Origin of the sequence: Limosilactobacillus sp. (assembly GCF_040772465.1) — a bacterium.
Taxonomy (GTDB): domain Bacteria; phylum Bacillota; class Bacilli; order Lactobacillales; family Lactobacillaceae; genus Limosilactobacillus.
Map to the genome: position 1 here is coordinate 1 of NZ_JAXGYB010000001.1, position 16,675 is coordinate 16,675.

Annotated in this window: 17 protein-coding genes, 1 riboswitch and 1 other annotated feature; of the genes, 2 read left to right on the forward strand and 15 right to left on the reverse strand. The window is 44.3% G+C overall.

The window, feature by feature from the left end; translation table 11 throughout:
- Positions 1-785 precede the first annotated feature (785 nt).
- From AB3114_RS00005 to AB3114_RS00045, 9 genes are all read right to left on the reverse strand, one after another.
- Positions 786-1,475, reverse strand: coding sequence for a methionine ABC transporter permease (locus tag AB3114_RS00005; protein WP_367341214.1), 690 nt, complete (start codon positions 1,473-1,475; stop codon positions 786-788).
- Positions 1,468-2,532, reverse strand: a complete 1,065-nt coding sequence (locus tag AB3114_RS00010) for a methionine ABC transporter ATP-binding protein (protein WP_367341215.1) — start codon at positions 2,530-2,532, stop codon at positions 1,468-1,470. Before AB3114_RS00010 ends, AB3114_RS00005 begins: the two co-directional genes overlap by 8 nt.
- A gap of 14 nt (positions 2,533-2,546) precedes the next feature.
- Positions 2,547-3,401 (reverse strand): MetQ/NlpA family ABC transporter substrate-binding protein, encoded by an 855-nt coding sequence (locus AB3114_RS00015; RefSeq protein ID WP_367341216.1) that lies wholly within the window; start codon positions 3,399-3,401, stop codon positions 2,547-2,549.
- A 91-nt stretch (positions 3,402-3,492) separates the two neighbouring features.
- Positions 3,493-3,732, reverse strand: a binding site (T-box leader).
- Positions 3,733-3,866: 134 nt separating this feature from the next.
- Positions 3,867-4,550, reverse strand: a complete 684-nt coding sequence (locus AB3114_RS00020) for an energy-coupling factor transporter transmembrane protein EcfT (protein WP_367341217.1) — start codon at positions 4,548-4,550, stop codon at positions 3,867-3,869.
- Positions 4,537-5,952 carry an ATP-binding cassette domain-containing protein gene (locus AB3114_RS00025; protein ID WP_367341218.1) on the reverse strand — a complete coding sequence of 472 codons (1,416 nt, stop codon included), beginning with the start codon at positions 5,950-5,952 and terminating at the stop codon, positions 4,537-4,539. The genes AB3114_RS00020 and AB3114_RS00025 overlap by 14 nt, the downstream gene beginning before the upstream one ends.
- Entirely contained in the window at positions 5,952-6,512 is a 561-nt protein-coding gene (locus tag AB3114_RS00030) for an ECF transporter S component (RefSeq protein ID WP_367341219.1), read from the reverse strand. The genes AB3114_RS00025 and AB3114_RS00030 overlap by 1 nt, the downstream gene beginning before the upstream one ends.
- Positions 6,513-6,593: 81 nt before the next feature.
- Positions 6,594-6,687: riboswitch (TPP riboswitch) on the reverse strand.
- Positions 6,688-6,722: 35 nt separating this feature from the next.
- Positions 6,723-7,487, reverse strand: coding sequence for an alpha/beta hydrolase (locus AB3114_RS00035; RefSeq protein ID WP_367341220.1), 765 nt, complete (start codon positions 7,485-7,487; stop codon positions 6,723-6,725).
- A gap of 105 nt (positions 7,488-7,592) precedes the next feature.
- Positions 7,593-8,315 carry a hypothetical protein gene (locus AB3114_RS00040; RefSeq protein WP_367341221.1) on the reverse strand — a complete coding sequence of 241 codons (723 nt, stop codon included), beginning with the start codon at positions 8,313-8,315 and terminating at the stop codon, positions 7,593-7,595.
- Between the two features lie 349 nt (positions 8,316-8,664).
- Complete coding sequence (locus AB3114_RS00045; protein ID WP_367341222.1) at positions 8,665-9,462, reverse strand: aldo/keto reductase; 798 nt, start codon at positions 9,460-9,462, stop codon at positions 8,665-8,667.
- Between the two features lie 150 nt (positions 9,463-9,612).
- On the opposite strand from AB3114_RS00045, the gene AB3114_RS00050 reads away from it, so the two are divergent.
- Positions 9,613-10,023, forward strand: coding sequence for an OsmC family protein (locus AB3114_RS00050; protein ID WP_367341223.1), 411 nt, complete (start codon positions 9,613-9,615; stop codon positions 10,021-10,023).
- A gap of 97 nt (positions 10,024-10,120) precedes the next feature.
- Here the strand turns inward: AB3114_RS00050 and AB3114_RS00055 are convergent, their stop codons facing one another.
- The 4 genes from AB3114_RS00055 to AB3114_RS00070 all read right to left on the reverse strand — a co-directional run bounded on the left by AB3114_RS00055 (position 10,121) and on the right by AB3114_RS00070 (position 13,575).
- Entirely contained in the window at positions 10,121-11,080 is a 960-nt protein-coding gene (locus AB3114_RS00055) for a ketopantoate reductase family protein (RefSeq protein WP_367341224.1), read from the reverse strand.
- A gap of 37 nt (positions 11,081-11,117) precedes the next feature.
- Positions 11,118-12,302, reverse strand: a complete 1,185-nt coding sequence (locus AB3114_RS00060) for a pyridoxal phosphate-dependent aminotransferase (protein ID WP_367341225.1) — start codon at positions 12,300-12,302, stop codon at positions 11,118-11,120.
- Between the two features lie 29 nt (positions 12,303-12,331).
- A complete protein-coding gene (locus tag AB3114_RS00065; RefSeq protein ID WP_367341226.1) occupies positions 12,332-13,120 on the reverse strand; it encodes a carbon-nitrogen family hydrolase in 789 nt (262 codons plus the stop codon).
- A gap of 317 nt (positions 13,121-13,437) precedes the next feature.
- On the reverse strand, positions 13,438-13,575 hold the full coding sequence (locus AB3114_RS00070; RefSeq protein ID WP_367341227.1) for a hypothetical protein: 138 nt from the start codon (positions 13,573-13,575) through the stop codon (positions 13,438-13,440).
- A 164-nt stretch (positions 13,576-13,739) separates the two neighbouring features.
- Between AB3114_RS00070 and AB3114_RS00075 the strand changes: the two genes are divergently transcribed.
- Positions 13,740-14,900 carry an NADH-dependent flavin oxidoreductase gene (locus AB3114_RS00075; protein WP_367341228.1) on the forward strand — a complete coding sequence of 387 codons (1,161 nt, stop codon included), beginning with the start codon at positions 13,740-13,742 and terminating at the stop codon, positions 14,898-14,900.
- A 72-nt stretch (positions 14,901-14,972) separates the two neighbouring features.
- Here AB3114_RS00075 and AB3114_RS00080 read toward each other — a convergent pair whose 3' ends face one another.
- Both AB3114_RS00080 and AB3114_RS00085 read right to left on the reverse strand, forming a co-directional pair.
- Positions 14,973-15,239 (reverse strand): SemiSWEET family transporter, encoded by a 267-nt coding sequence (locus AB3114_RS00080; RefSeq protein WP_367341229.1) that lies wholly within the window; start codon positions 15,237-15,239, stop codon positions 14,973-14,975.
- A 33-nt stretch (positions 15,240-15,272) separates the two neighbouring features.
- Entirely contained in the window at positions 15,273-16,673 is a 1,401-nt protein-coding gene (locus tag AB3114_RS00085) for a glycoside-pentoside-hexuronide (GPH):cation symporter (RefSeq protein WP_367341230.1), read from the reverse strand.
- Positions 16,674-16,675 lie beyond the last annotated feature (2 nt).

Consider the following 16,675-nt stretch of genomic DNA (forward strand, 5'->3'; position numbering starts at 1 on the left):
TTAGTAAATATGTAATGCTAACTAATGCTAATGTGACGGGGGTTAGCGGTAAAAAAAGTTGAAATAATTTATCCAAAAGTTTAAGTGTGTTTCTTGCTATAAGCATGTCTTTTATCTCGGCAAAAATATTGGACTAGATTAATCACTAGTTAAATATTGAAGCGAGTACTATTTTTTTGGCAGTCTAGACCCCAAACGATATTCTTTTTCTAACAAATAGCGATATATTAGCATTTCTAGGGATATTACTTTTTAGTACTGTTTATTACTCACATCACTATTGAACACATTAGGTAAATACTGTTAACGTTTTACTAAAAAGTAGATAGTAAAACGATTTAAATATGCAAACCATTAGTGAATAATTGTTGTTTATTTATCAATTGATACAACAATTATATGGATATATCATTGATATCAAAGAATCCAAAATATAATTTAAATAGTGAATGCTAAGAATCAGCTTTAGGTTAAACCGTTTTAAATTAATAACTTCTATCAGTAGTTTCATCGACAACTATCTTATTAACTCAATTTAACACCTATAAATGAATTTAATAGACTATTTGTGCAATAAATGTTAATTAAACATGCTATAAATGCCCATTGATGAAGTTGCTTCTTAGTGCATAGTCATGCATCAATTGCCGATATATTAGCTTTTATCCACGTTTGCTGCATAATGCTACTAACCGTAGCAAAACAAAAAGAAGGGATATACCCGAGCTAACTACGCGGATATATCCCTTCTAATTTTTCTGTTTCTACTATATATAAGGTTGTTATTAACGATCTTGGTGATTAAGGCTCTTAGCTAAGAAGTCCCCAACCACTTGGATAATCAGAACAAAGAGTAGTACTAACAGAGTAGCTACTAAAGTAACATCATTGTTAAAACGGTCATAGCCGTAGGAAATAGCGGTGTTACCTAAGCCACCCGCACCGATGGCACCAGCCATAGCAGTCAAACCCACCAAGCTAATCAACGTCACAGTAGAAACCCGGGCCAGTTCTGAACGTGCTTCCTTTAAGTAGACGTTCTTAATAATATCCCAGTTAGTAGCACCAATAGCTTCTGCGGCTTCAACTTTGCCATGGTCTACACTTTCAAGTGCCACTTGGACCTGCCGAGCGTAGAAACCAAAGCATCCAATCGTCAACGGTACTAATGCTGCAGTCGTCCCAATTTGGGTCCCCACGATCAACTGTGTCAGTGGTGCAATGAAAGCCAGCAAGATAATAAATGGAATTGCCCGGAAGATAGATACTACTTTGTCGCATAAGTTAAACCAGAAGCTGTTTTCCAAAATGCCACCTGGTTTAGTGATCACCAATGCCACTCCGAAGATCAAACCCAGGATGCCACCGAAGATGGCTGGCCAAAAGGTCATGTAAATCGTCTGAACAATGGAAGTTCCCCAACCATTGTCACCGCCCCAACCTAATTGGACTACGTTTGGTAAAAGATTACTCATTCCAAATCCTCCTATCATCAATCTTCGTTACAGTAACATTGTTATCATTCAAGAATTTCACAGCGGCTTGACGTTGTTTCTCTTCACCCTTAACAATGACAAAGAGTGTCCCGACTGGCTGTTCGCTCAGCACTTCGACGTTCCCGTAAAGGATACTTGCTTCAACATTCAGTTGCTTATACAACTCAACGATAATCGACTGGGTCACGTTATTGCCGTTGTAAACCAACTGGAATAGCTCTTCGTCATCTTGCAAGTGGTCAAGATCAAAGGCTTTCAATGTATCAACCGCAGCCAATGAGCCACCGACAAATTGACGCGTCAACTCTTGCTTTGGCCGCAGGAAGACTTCCTGAAGGTTACCTTTTTCAATGATGTGACCATGTTCCATAACGGCAATCTTGTTGGCAACCCGCTTAACGGCGTCCATTTCGTGAGTAATCAAGACAACGGTCAGTCCCGTCTCACGGTTGAGCTTCTTCAGTAGATCCAAAATCTGATTAGTGTTTTGCGGGTCCAAAGCAGACGTCGCTTCATCTGAAATCAGAATCTTAGGATCATTGGCCAAAGCCCGTGCAATGGAAACCCGCTGCTGTTCACCACCAGACAGTTGTACTGGATAGAAGTCAGCTTTATCCTTCAGTCCAACTAAATCCAGCAATTCCAAGGCTTTCTTTTCCTGAGCATCTTCATCTAAATCGCTGTGCTTTAAGGCAAAGAGCACGTTTTCGATCACTGAAGTTTCGTTCAGTAGGTTAAAGTGTTGAAAAATCATGCCGATGTTGCGCCGCTTCGTTTGCAAATCTTTTTTGCTGACTTGTTGCTGGTGATCCTTGAAAAATACATCCCCATCAATCGTGACGGTTCCTTCACTCGGCTTTTGCAAAAGATTAATCGTGCGTACAAGGGTGGATTTGCCGGCACCGGAATAACCAACGATCCCGTAGACGTCGCCCTGCTCGATCTGCAAGTTTACGTTTTGCACCGCGTGGACGACTTCTTTCCCTTGCTTAAAGGTAACACTAATATTATTTAAATCGATGATTGGCTGTGCCATGCAAATTCCTCCTATTACTTATTAAAGTTCAAGTTCCAAGCGGTCAGTTCCTTGTTGCCGTAGTACTTCTTTACAAGGTGTTGGGTGTGCTTTGTCTGGAAAGCCTTGACAACGTCTTTGTATGCCTGCTTGTTACGTTCGCTCTTCTTAGCAGCGATGATGTTAACCCATTGCTTGGAGTCGTGGTTGATTGGTTCAACGAAGATCACTGACTTGTCAGTCAGGCCAGCAGCCTGAGCGTAGTTGGTGTTGATTACAGCGGCATCCACGTCCTTCAGCGAACGAGCAGTTTGGTCAGCAGCTAATTCCTTAAACTTCAGGTTCTTGCGGTTGTGGGCAACTGAATTGGCAGTAGCTAACTTGGTACCCTTCTTCAACGTGATCAAACCGGCATTCTTCAAAGCAATCAGAGCACGTGATTCGTTGGTAGCATCATTTGGAATAGCGATTGTTGCGCCATTCGGCAGAGATTTAATGCTGTTGTACTTCCGTGAGTAAACACGAATTGGTGTGATGTAAGTATCCCCGATAGATACGATGTTGGTCTTGTGTGCTTGGTTCCAGTTCTTCAAGAACAGCTTGTGTTGGAAGGCGTTCAGATCAATATCACCGTTTTGCAAAGCCTTGTTTGGCTGGTTGTAATCGGTGAACTCCTTGGTCTTCACAGTAACGTGGTACTTGTCCTTGGCCGTCTTAGCAACGGACTTCCAAATCTGTTCGTTGTGTTTGTCACCTGACATGATTCCGACAGTAACCGTTCGCTGACTTTGCTGGCGTGGACGAATAAAACTAAAGTAACCGACGATGAGGACCAAAATTACAACAATAGCCCAAATAATTGCATTTCTCTTCTTCCGACTCTTCCGCATATCAATAACTCCCTTTCTGAATTATGCATTTAAATAATTGCTAACAATTAACCGAACCAGCCAACAAAAAAAGCACCCGTCCTTTAAGTATTTAAAGGACGAGTGCTCGTGTTACCACCTTTATTCGTCAGGTTGTCGCCAACCTGACCTCAGTAGGTTACTCCAATGAAGTCAGAATTACCTAGCACTAATAACGTGTGCTAACCCGTCACCGGCTAAATATCGCCGGCACCATTCCAAGCCCATTTTCAGCACCTACACTTGCTTCTTTTCACCAGCCAGAAGCTCTCTAAAAAGCTTTGATACTTACTCTGCTTTTCGATATGTTTCCTGTTCGATTAATTGATTATGTGTTTATTATAATAAATCTCTAATCTATGTCAACACTTTTTCTAAAAAAATTCTTAGATTAACATAATTGGTTGCTGCCTATTCTCGCAAATCCCGTCGTAACAAGGATCTCAGTCACCACGGTTGCCAAGCAAAAGCAGCTACACAATAAGCAATTATAAGAATGATGGCAAATATCCATTGCCAAGCTGGTAATGGATCCCTTGCTAGTTCAGTACGATCAGCACCCTCGGTAAAGCCTTGCGAAGTCATTGCAATTGCCAGATCATTCGACCAATTCAGTGCAGTGATAATGAGGCGCAAATAAAAATGCGGTTGCCAAAAATGATAAGCCGAGTCACGAAGCATTGCCGAATACTTAATCTTGCGGTACTGGTCTTTCAAATTTTTCATCATGTTGAATGAAGCTAGCAAACCATACACAAAGGTATTAGAAAGATGCAGGTGGTGGTGCAAGCTGAGTAAAATCTCCTGAACAGAACTCGTCATCGTGAGGATCATCGCTAGTAAAAGGTAGGCGTAAACACGGCTACCATAGATCCAGGCGGTGTGCATCCGATCGCCAACACCGAAGAACATAAAAGAAGCCCAGGAACCAAAGGCCAGCGGCAAGGCAATTAGTAAGGCCAGCAGTGCCGTTCTGGCATTCACACGTGCCCAACACAAATATAGTGCCGTGACGATAATGATCACCACATTTAGTAGAACGGAATGGGAAAAACTGAGTGGTAGGCCGATACCCAGCATAATGATAAAAAGGATGGTCGGATTAAAAATCCGGTGTTTACTTTTTGGCATACTCATCCCTCCCCATCAATTTGATCCGGTGATCCTCTAACCGCAATTCATAATCCATCGCATCAGTAATCCCGTAGCGTTGGTGTGAAATGACTAGGATAGCCGTATGAAGGTCACGTTTAACATTTTGCAACAGTGCCAGAATTTGCTTTACTGAATCAATATCCAGGCCGGCAAAGGGCTCATCCAGCAGTAAAACTGGTTGGGCCATGATTAACATGCTCAGCAATTGCAGCTTTTTCTGTTGACCCCCGGACAAGCGATAACAGACGTGATTAATAACATGGCTCAAATTCAGCTGTTCGACAATCTGATCAACTCGCTGTTTTGTCCAATACTGTGGTTGCCGGCTATGTTTCATGGAAATTGCTAATTCTGTGCTACCTTCCATGCTGATGAATTGATCTTCACTCGTTTGGAAAACCTGGCCAACCTGCAGTGCCCATTTTTTTAGGCGAAATTGTTTGGCCGGGCGCTGATCAAAATCAATTTGGCCAACATAAGAATGCTGCTGGGATAAAACATTAAATAGTGTCGACTTTCCAGCACCATTTTTCCCAGACAAGAGCCCCATCTTACCAGCCGGTAAACTAAAAGAGCTCTCTGTAACCAATTGACGATTCCCATTGCCATAACCGAGTCCTTGCCATGATAAACGTCCAGTTGTCAAATGTTTGGGTGCTGCAACCGGTGTTACTGGTTCCTGACCTGCAGGTAATTCATCTAAATCACTAGCCTGAACCGTCTTTTTTCCTGGGTCAACCCGAAACAGCCGGGTTGCGATGCCCCGGTAGCCGGTTGGGTCATGATCAGCGAGAAGAATGGTTTTGCCATTTTGTTGCATTTTCTTTAGTGCCCGCAGCAAAGCTCGTCGGCCATCGACATCGACGTTGGCAAAGGGCTCGTCAAGCAAAATAATTTCACTATCCATCGCTAATACGCTGGCCAAGGCAACTCGTTGTTGCTCGCCACCAGATAGTGTCATCACAATACGAGAGCCAAAATCTTGAAGGACCATCTCCGACAACACGGTTTGACGTCGATGGGCAATTTCCTCACTTGGTAGTTGGAGATTAGCTAAGGCAAAATCAATCTGTTGGTTGACCGTCCGCATAGCAAACTGCCGGGCCGGATGTTGAAATAACATGGCAACTTTCGTAGCTCGCTGAAAAGGAACGATTTCTGCCGCATCCTGACCGTTCAGCAAGACCTGACCAGATGTCACCTGCCCACCGTATTGGGGATAAAGACCAGCCAATAATTTCAATAAAGATGATTTACCGCTACCGGATGGCCCCGTCAATAAGGTGAATTCGCCCATCGGCACGGTAAAATCAAGCTGCCGAAAAATCACTTGGTCGTCATATTGGAACGACAGCTGCTTAGCTATTAGTGATGTCATCATTTCATCAATCCAGACTTCTGGACCAATTTAGCGATCCAGTAAACTAAAATGCCGGCGAAGAAGCCAATTGAGATAAAGCGAATGATAAAGAGGCCACAGTTCATCCCCAAAGAATACTTGCTGTAGCCACTCTTGAACCAGTCCCAGATAAAAGTAATGACGGTGGTCCACAGCGTTGCCCAGAATAAACCAAGCTTGGACCAATTCTTGTAACCAGTCGTGGCAAAACCGAGGTCACTGCCAACACCCTGAACAAAGCCACTCAATAAGTCAGCAGCGCCCCAGCTGGAGAACAGTAGCATTTCCACCGCCGCCGCCAAAATTTCGCCAATGGTCGAAATGCCTGGTCGTTTCAGTAAAACACCTGCCAGTGGTCCCGCCATAATCCAAACGCCCAGCGTCATGTCATTGGCAAAGGGCTTCAGTGGGGTTGCAGCCAGCAAATAATAAACGTAACTCCAACCTTGATAAATCAAGCCAAAGAAGATGGCAATAATTGCTAGAAAAATGACGTCGCGCAACGAAAAATGATGTTCATTATGATTAACAGTTTGCATAATGAAAAACTCCTCTCAAATTATTAGAGAGACCGGAAAAGAAAAACCAGTGCACCAAAAAAGTACACTGGCTTGATATTTCAAATCCAGTTGGAAGCTCCCTTCGCTGGTATTAACCAGATCAGGTTCCATGGGTAGTATCTCAGCCACAGCTGTGGCGCCCCAGCCCCTCTTTGATTGTCATCATGGTAACAAACGTTTGTCTTACTGTCAAACTGCCAGTTTCTTGAAGAAATCCGCCAGCAATCGCACGGCTTCTTTGCGCTTTGGCAATACCAGGTAAGAGTGATCACAGCCTGGCAACAGGTGTAGCTGGTCGTTGTCATAAATAGCATCATAGCGGCGACTTGCTTCCGGATCAACAACGGTGTCGGCAAGGCCGTGGATCAAACAAACTGGCCCCTGGAAATGAGCAGCCGTCTCATAAATAGGCAGCTGCTGAGCAGTTCTAAAGTAAAAGCCACCGATATCGTACCCTGCTACCCGGACAGTCTCTGGAATATGGTGGGGATCATAACTCGTTCCCTGGCACTGTCCCTTTAAAGCATCATCCTTTAGTGTTGCCGCTGGAGACATCAGCGCTAAGCCATCGACGAGGTCGGGATAAAAACCAGCTAACATGCTTGCAACCACCCCACCCTGGGAATGGCCCAACAAAAAGATATGGCGTACATTTGGCAAGTGGCAAGCATAATTTAGGACTGCTTTGGCATCAGCAATTTCGTTCCAAACCGTCATCTGACTCAAATCACCATCGCTCTTGCCGTGACCGTTGAAGTCAAAACGCAGGGTAGCCAACCCTTCCTGGTTAAGTTTAGCGGCCAATTGATAGAATAGCGAGATGGCCGAGTAACCAAGATCACTGGTGAAGCCATGCATCATGATGACCAAGTCAAAAGGGCGGTCAGTTGGTGAATCCAAAATGGCCGCTAGTTTGATTCCATCACGTTTAATTGTCAGTTCTTGTTCTTTCATGGAATCGATCCTCCTATTATATGTATATAAATTATAGCAAAAGAAAAACCGCACCATCACTGATGCGGTCTAATTATCATTTTACCTGGGTTCAATTGGAATAGATTAGAATTCCTTCTTAGCCTTTGCTAAGATCATGCCTAAACCTGCAAGGCCAAGGAAACCAAAGCTCATTGCTGCAACTGGCTGTGCCTTCTTAGCAGCATCATGGTTGGTTGAGGCCTTAACATTGTCGTTACGACTTACTTGTTGATTTTGTGATTGGTTGAAAGCTGCTGGCTGAACATTTAATTCAACAGCTGATTGAGCAGCAGCCTTGTTGGCAGTAGCTTGTGCCATTGGGGCAACAGCCTTAGTTGCGGAAACATTAGTATTAGTAGCAACGCTGGCCTTTGCACTAGTAGCAGCTGCTGCCTTGTTGGTAGTAGTTTGTGCATCAGCTACTTGGTTGTCATTAGCTGATGTAACAGCCTTACTGTTTACTTGTGAAGCACCATTTTGATTTGCAACTGAGTTAGATTGAGTAGCACCATTACTCTGAACATTGGCTGAAGCAGAAGCAGGACGAACATTTACCTGAGTTTCAGAAACAGGTGAAGCCGGAACATTCTTAACTGGTTCAGTAGTAGTTGGTTCAACGTTGATTTCAGTTTCGGAAACCGGTGAAGCTGGAATGTTACGCACCATTTGTGGCTGTGCTGAAGTAGTATCAGCATTAGCAGTCGTTACCGTAGCAGCTAAAGTAAAGCTTCCCATCAATACAACAGCTGCACCCTTCATAGCTTTCTTAACAGTTTCCATTTTCATTTGATAATTAAATTTAGTCATTTTTAAGTCCCCCAGATAAATAACAATTAATAATTTATATATCTCAATTCACTTATTAGTTTATCACTAATTAGATAAATGTACAGGGGTAAGGCCAAATTTATGGGTGTTTTTTTGGCTGTTTTGTGGGCTTAATTCTCGTGGTTCCCGCTATATCAACGTTTATTAGCTTTTCAAATGATAAAATATTTGCCAAAATAAATGATATTTAGCTGCAAAAAAGCAGGCTTTAAGGCTAAATAATGCCCATTATTCCAATAATGAGATACATTTTGGCATCGTTTGATAATGAAAAAAGCGCCCTCTCCCCAATTACGGAGAGCAGGCGCTCTTATCATTATATAAATAGTTAGAAGAAGTTATCAAAGTATGACTGTTCTTGGTCCAGCTTTCGGATCTCCATCATGTCATCGATATCTAATTCAAAGCCGAATAGATCAATGTCATCAGCAATATGAGATGGATTCTCGCTCCGCGGTAACACAATAATGCCCCGTTGAACTAAGCAACGCAGCATTACCTGTGGTGTCGTTGTGTGGTGCTTCTCTGCTATCTGCTTTAACGTTGGCGTTTCAAAGACGTCATGAATTCCCTCAACCAGTGGTGACCAGGCTTCCAACTTCACCCCGTCATTTTCTAGTTGTTCGTGGAAGTCACGTTGCTGGCGAAAAATATGCGTTTCATTTTGATCAATCACCGGTGTGACATCGCACTTATCCAAGATTTCTTGATATTCTTTCCCATAAAATGAACTCAAGCCAATCGACCGCAGCTTGCCAGCCTTTTGAGCATCTTCCAGTGCCCGGTAATTTTCAACATTAGCCGGACCTGGCCAGTGAATCAGCATCAAATCTACATAATCCCCAATTCGTGATACTGATTCATCAATTTCCTTCATCGCCGTATCATAATCCGGAGCTGGTTGAATCTTACTCGTAATAAAGACTTGGTCACGTGGAACATCGCTCTTGGCCACTGCTTCACCGACTTCTTTTTCATTATGATAATAATCCGCAGTATCAATCATCCGGTATCCGTTATCCAGCGCTGTCATGACGGCTTTTACCGTCTTGCTTGTAGGAATTTGGTACACACCAAAACCAACTAACGGGATCTTAATCCCATTATTTAATGTGGTATATTCCATTTTTATACCCCCTATGGCGCATCAGTCCTTACGCCATTAAACACAGTTTTAGCTAGTCTAATTTATCTACCGATCAAGAAAGCTAAAACGATTTATTTCTATACAATCATTCTAGTATAATAAATGTAGAAATAAAAGGAGGCATTTGCAATGAGCGAATATAAAGTTACTTCTAACATGCGACCTGCAGGCTATCAAGTCATGATCAAGGCAGGACAGCACCAATACATAGCTGACGAGCCGACGCCCGCCGGCACTGATGCTGGCCCTAACCCAGTCCAATACTTAATTGGCGCTCTTAATGGCTGCCTAACCATCTCTGCTAAAGCATTAGCTAAAAAGCACAATATCGATCTTCAAGACGTTAAAGTTACCTCTACCGGCGTTGTTGACAACCTCGGTGGTGGTAGAACAGCTGTTACTTCGATCGACACAACCGTTGATTTCATCGGCAATTTAAGCGTAGACCAAAAGCAAGATTTGTTAGAAAACACCCTGCGTGTTTGCACCGTTCACGAAAGCTTAACCGGTGGCATTAAAATGAGTGTAAAGTTAGCTTAACTCTCATTCAATAAGCAAAAAAAGAGGCTGAAAAATTCCAGCCTCTTTTTCTAATATATGTTCATTTGATCAATAATATGATCACTCTGTATCAATTCTAACGGAACTTCCGCGTATTTTCTGCCAAATGAACCAGCCCACGAAGGAAATCGTGCGTCTTAGCTTCGTAATCGTACTTCTTCCCTGTATCATAAATGTAGCCATTGATGTAATCAACTTCGGTATTCCGGTCCTTAGTCATATCTTGGTACATCGATGGGTAGTGAAGTGGGTTCGTAACCGAGCTGACATAGTGGATAGTATTCCATTCCTCTTCACGAGTGGACAGTAACTTAATCCCAGCACGTTCTGCAACGTCAAAGGCTTCGTTGATCAGCTGTTTGCCAAGTCGTTCGGAACCTTTGTAGTCGATAAACTGGCCCATTTGAATTTCAAACATCGTGCATAAGGTGTTGATAACGGAATTGAAGACCAGCTTGGTCCAAAGAGTACCGAGAAAGTTGTTGTTGTAGTGGGGGTTGATGTTGGCCTTCGTGAATTCTGCCAGAATTTGTTTCGTGACGTCATCCGGTTTTTCCGTCTGGTTAGCCACGTTGATCGAACCAGCTCCTGACTTGCCGATGAAGTCAACATCACCGGCCTTGTTCAAAACAGTACCGATCAGGCAAGTGCCGGCGATCACGTGTTCTGGCTTGAAGTACTTATTGATCTTTTCGATGTGGCCCATCCCGTTCATTCCCGTGAAGACGTATTGGTGTTCTGGATGGAAAAAGTGAGCAGAACGCTTCAACAGATCGTCCAAAGTCATTTGCTTGGCAAAGACGATAAAGACGTCAGGATCACCCTTGTATTCTTCCGGTGAATAAATGTTAACGGGAACCAGGTGCTTATTTTCGTGGTCCCGGGAAACGTAAACACCGCCTTGCTTCTTAATGGTCTCGACTTGCGGATCCCAGTTATCCACAAAGTCAACCTTGGAGCCTACCAATTCCTGCAGCAGAATTCCAAAACGAAGTCCCATGCCACCAGCACCTAAAACCGTGTAAGATAAAGCCATTATATTTTCCTCCTTATAAATCCTTCACCAAAGTTAATTAATCTTTGTCAAACAAGTGCAGCTTGTCAATCCGCTGCACCGCTTCGACCAGCCGTTCTGGCTTGATCAGCAGGCCGATGCGAACATAGCCTTCACCATACTTTCCAAAGCCATTACCAGGGGCTACAGCCACACCGGCCTTGTTCAAGAGAACATCGGCAAACTGTTCACTCGTGTAACCCTTCGGAACCGGCATCCAAGCGTAGAAAGTCCCGCCAGGAACGAAGGCGTGCCAGCCGATCTTTTCAGCCGCGCCGATAAAGGCGTCACGACGCTTTTGGTAACGGTCAACTAATTTTTTGATTTCACCGTCGCGTTCTGGTGCTGTCAAAGCATCGATTCCGGCATACTGAATAGCTGGGAAGACACTGACAAAGAGGTGATCCTGGATTAAATTCAGACCCTCAATGATGTCAGGATTGCCGACAGCAAAGGCGAGACGCCAACCAGCCATGTTGAAGGTCTTGGAGAAGGTGTAGAATTCGATCCCAACATCCTTGGCACCTGGTGTCTGCATGAAGCTCAGGCATTGCTTACCGTCATAGCCAATGGCCCCGTAAGCCAAATCGCTGATGATGCCCACATGGTATTTCTTAGCCCAAGCCACTAACTTCTCGTAGAAGTCGGCAGTTGCTACGGCACCAGTCGGGTTGTTTGGATAGTTAACATAGAAGAACTTCGCGCGCTTAGCGACCTCCTCCGGAATGGCATCCAGGTCAGGAAGAAAGTTATTTTTAGCCAGCAACGGCACAGTTTCTAATTTCACTTCACCCAGTGCAGCACCAGATAAGTAATCCGGATAACCTGGGTCGGTCAAGAGTAACGTGTCACCCGGGTTCATCAGCGCCCACGGTAACTCAACAAGGCCAATCTTTGATCCACCCAGGACACATACTTCCTTCTCGGGGTCGAAGCTGGCACCATACTTGTCCTTGTAGAAGTCAGCTGCAGCCTGTTTGAAAGCATGAAGGCCACGGAACTGAGAGTACTTGTGCATAGCCGGATCAGCCACCCACTTCTGGGCACTCTTAACGATGTAGTCAAATGTTGGTTTGTCCGGGTTCCCTTGTCCCAGGTTAATGACGTCAACGCCCTCATCAACCTTGGCATTGACTTTTGCAACTAAGTTAGCAAAAAACTGTTTTGGTAGACCGTGTAATAACTTCGATTCTTCAAACTTCATCTTCAATTCTTCCCTTCCTAGATTTTTATTTACTTATATAACGATGGCCGACGATCCTTGAATACTGGGATTGGTCCCCGCACCTTCAACGCCTGATCGAGGTCCAGCTTGGCAAAAGTCAGATTTGCCTGCTCACCGGCATTAACCAGGACGTTGCCGAGCGGATCAACAACCAGCGAATGACCGTTAAATTGGTTGCCATCATCGTGACCGACCCGGTTGACGGCAACAACGAACTGCTGGTTTTCAATGGCGCGTGCTCGCACCAGCGCCTCCCATTGAGGAATCCGGACATCAGGCCATTCAGCCGGCAGATAGAGAACCTGGGCTCCATGACGAGAAATGGTGCGCAGCCATTCTGGAAAACGAACGTCGTAGCAGATGGCACTGGCACTTGGTACTCCTGCTAAGTCAAAGGCGTTTTCGTGACTGCCGGCCGTAATGTATTGGCCCTCATCCATCAAACCAAAGAGGTGAACTTTGTCGTATGAACCAACCAGTTGACCTTGGTCGTCAACCACGTAAGTCGTGTTGTAGAACTTGCCGTCACGCGCTGTAGCGACTGAACCACCGACGATGTTGATTCCTTGTTCCTTCGCATCGGTTTGTAGCTGTTTGATCGTCCGCTGGCCATCCTGATCTGCCAGCTGATTCAGCTGTTTCAAAGCGTAGCCGGTATTCCACATTTCCGGAAAAACCACCACGTCAGCTCCAGCTTGGGCTGCCCTGACGGTATAATCGTGAACCGTCGCAAAATTCGTATCCGGATGAGCCAAGTCAATGTCAATTTGACCAACCGCCACCGTTATCGTACTCATCACTGAACCTCCTCTGCTGTCTAGTATTATCTCAGTTATCATTTCATTCATCGTTCTCATCAAGAACAAGAAAAAAGCCCGCCCTTGATTAGAAAAATCTAATTCAAGGACGAGCTTTTACCCGTGGTGCCACCTCAATTCGTCATCCCTTCGCAGGAACAACCTCGGCAAGTCACGGCAAAACTGATGTCTTGCCAGGACTCAGTACGGGTAACGGGGTACCAATTCGGCAGTGGTTTAGCAAACCCTCGCCACTACTGCACTACCAGACCATCTTCATTCAGACGCTGCACTGCCTCACACCGACCGGCAACTCTCTAGAGGAGCGGAGCTGAACTACTCATCTTTTCATCGTGCTCTAACTGTTTTTTAATTGTTGCCATGATGATACAAAACATCATTTGCTTTGTCAACCCTCGTTTTACAATTTCAATCAGCTTTTTATCGTTGCCCATAGTGACCCAAATCTAGGTCATTTGCGCCATTTCACCATATGTAAATGCTTTTAACCGCCTCAAAATGGTACAATTTGCGGTTAATGTCTAAGGCTCACCTATTTAAAGGTCAGCGTGCTATAATTAATTTTGTTACTATCCGAATGAGAGAGGAAGGATTTTTAATGGCAAAAAAATTAAGCGATACTGTGACTTTTTATCATGGTGCTAAAGTTGCTAACCGGATGGTTCAGCCACCGATGCTCACCAATAGTGGTCTGAAGGGCGCTGTCTCTGATGACACGCTGGCCTATTATAAGGAACGTTCCGATTCTGCTGGCATGATCATCACCGAATACACCTACGTCAGTGAAAATGGTGGTCCGGCGATGACCTGGGCGGATGACCGCACCCAGCTGGCTTCTTACGATGACAAATTTTTGCCAGGCCTCAAGAAACTGGCCACAGCTATGAAGTCTCACGGCAACAAGGCCATCCTGCAGATTGCTCACACCGGCAACAACGCCAACTACCGGGCATACAATGGGCAAACTGTTTACGGCCCAACGACCGCTAACTACGATTTCTTGCCGTACGGCGTGCAAGGATTTACGACGGAAGAAGCAGAACAGGTCGTCAAGGATTTCGGTGCTGCTGCAAAACGGGCGGTCGAAGCCGGCTTTGATGGCATCGAAATTCACGGTGCCAACCACTACCTGCTCCAACAATTCTTCGCCAAGACGACGAATAAGCGGAGCGACAAATGGAGTGTTGGTGACTCCTTCCCGATGGCCGTCGTTAAGGAAGTCTTTCGTGTACTGAAAGAATGCGCGCCAAAGGACTTCATCATCGGCTACCGGATCAGTCCCGAAGAAATCAATTCAGACGGCAGTGTCGGCTACACATGGCACGAATCCACTAAGCTAGTCAAAGAGTTGACTGATAATTTTGACTTCGACTACATCCACCTGTCGATGGCCAACTACAACGACAAGCCAAAGGACAGCGACAAGACCTTTGCCGAGCTCTTCCGTCCTGCCCTGGGTGACAAAGCTAAGATGATCATCGTCGGCAACGTCAACAACCGTACTTCTGCCCGCGAAGCCATGAAGTTATCAGACTTCGTCGCTGCGGGCCGGGCCCAAATCATCGATCCCCACTTTGCAAAGAAGATCATCTCTGGCCGGATCACGACCACCAAGATGTCCAAGCGCCAAGAAGATCGTGCCAAGATGACGCCAGGACTTAAAGAAATCTTTGATATGAAGACGAAGCGGCCGGACTGGAGCGAAACGATGAGTAAGATGGATTACTCGAAGGCACCGGAGATTCATTTGCCGTTCTAATCAGACGCTTTAATACAAAAAATCCCTTGCAGTTGTTAGATCAATCTTCTAACAATTACAGGGATTTTTTCGTTAGTGTAATGCCGTTATAAAAGTAGCAAATCCAAAAAATATACCTGGTACATTCGCAAAGAACACAGCCCAGTCGCGATCTCGTTTAAAGAATGCATATACTGCCCACATTGTGCAGTTTACACCTGCGAAAAATGGCTGAATCGGTGTACCGTAATTGCCGTGCAAATTGTTAATTAATTGTGGAATGTATGAAACATACATCAATACACAAACAACTGATGATAAAACACCTAATGCTCGAATCCAATTACGCTCTTTAAACATTAGAGTAACCCTCTATCTCATATCTCTAAGCTACTATTTTTCGTCTGACTTAATATCCTTAGCCAATTTTTCGACAATATCTTTGTGCATCTTTTCATCTAGCTTAACCTTGGCGATGAAGATGATCATTCCGATTAAGATGCAGAAGAATGGAATGTAGAAGCAGAATGTCTTGAAGATCAGAACATCATGTGTCGATATGGAAGCAGCAGTGGCATTGCCCGTCATACCAGCCATTCCGGCAATAATTCCGATCAAGCCTGTGGAAACAGCACCACTAAACTTATCCAGCATTGGTCGAACAGCAGAGGTAGCAGCTTCTGAACGGTGTCCCGTCTTCCATTGACCGTATTCCACACAGTCGGCAATCGTTAGGATAAGTACCATGAAGACTAACGGATTGGCCAAAGTGTAAAGAACTTGAGCAAATAAGGTCATTGCAACACTTTGGGTGAATGAGAAGATCAGGAAAGCAATCAATTCAACACAGAAGGCACCAACCATAATCTTGCGACGACCGAAGTATTTGGCAAGGGTTGGGTAAGAAATAATAGAAATCAATCCAGTAGCAATTCCGACCCAACCGATCAAAGCCCAGCTTGACTGAGCATTCAAAACATAACGGAAGTAGTAAATCAGCAAGTTGTTCATCGTAGTAATGCCAAGGCAGTAAATGATGTATGAAAGTGACATCCATAAGAGCTGGTCGTTGCTAACCAAAGTCTTAAAGACCTGTTTAAAGGTTGTCTTTTCTGCATTCTTTGCGGTAACAACTGATTTCTTTTCCTTTGTACCAAAAGCTGTGAAGCATGCACCAACTAATTCGATTAAACCGACAACCAGAACAAACATAAACCAGCCGTGTTCTGTAAAGTGCTTGGAACCAGAGAAAAATGTTACCAATGCAGCATAAACAACGGTGATGAAGTTAGCACCTAAGGTTGAACCGATCCGGGCACCAGTAGCAGTAAACCCACGATCATCAGAATTCAACGACATTGATGGCAACAGGCCCCAAAAAGAAATGTCCTTAAAGGCGTAAACTAAATAAAGTACCAAGAACATAATCGTAAAGAGGACTAAGAATAAGCCACCATTGCTGGTTGACATTCCGCCCATTGTGGTAAAGAGGAAGGGACTGCAAATACCAATAATCAAACCTGTTCCGAAGATCCATGGACGGTATTTACCCCATTTGGAGTCCGTTTTATCAATCAAAGAACCAATAAAGGGATCCAGAATTAATTCAATAATCCGAATAACCATTAAAATCATCGTTACGGCAGCTACCATTCGCGTCACATAATGATGACTCCCTTGAGCAAACATTATGCTAGTAACAAACATCAACAAATAACTATTAAGAATCCCATAGAAGGCATCATGACCAAAGGCACCTAATCCATATGAAATTGTGTTTTTCCATTTATTCATCA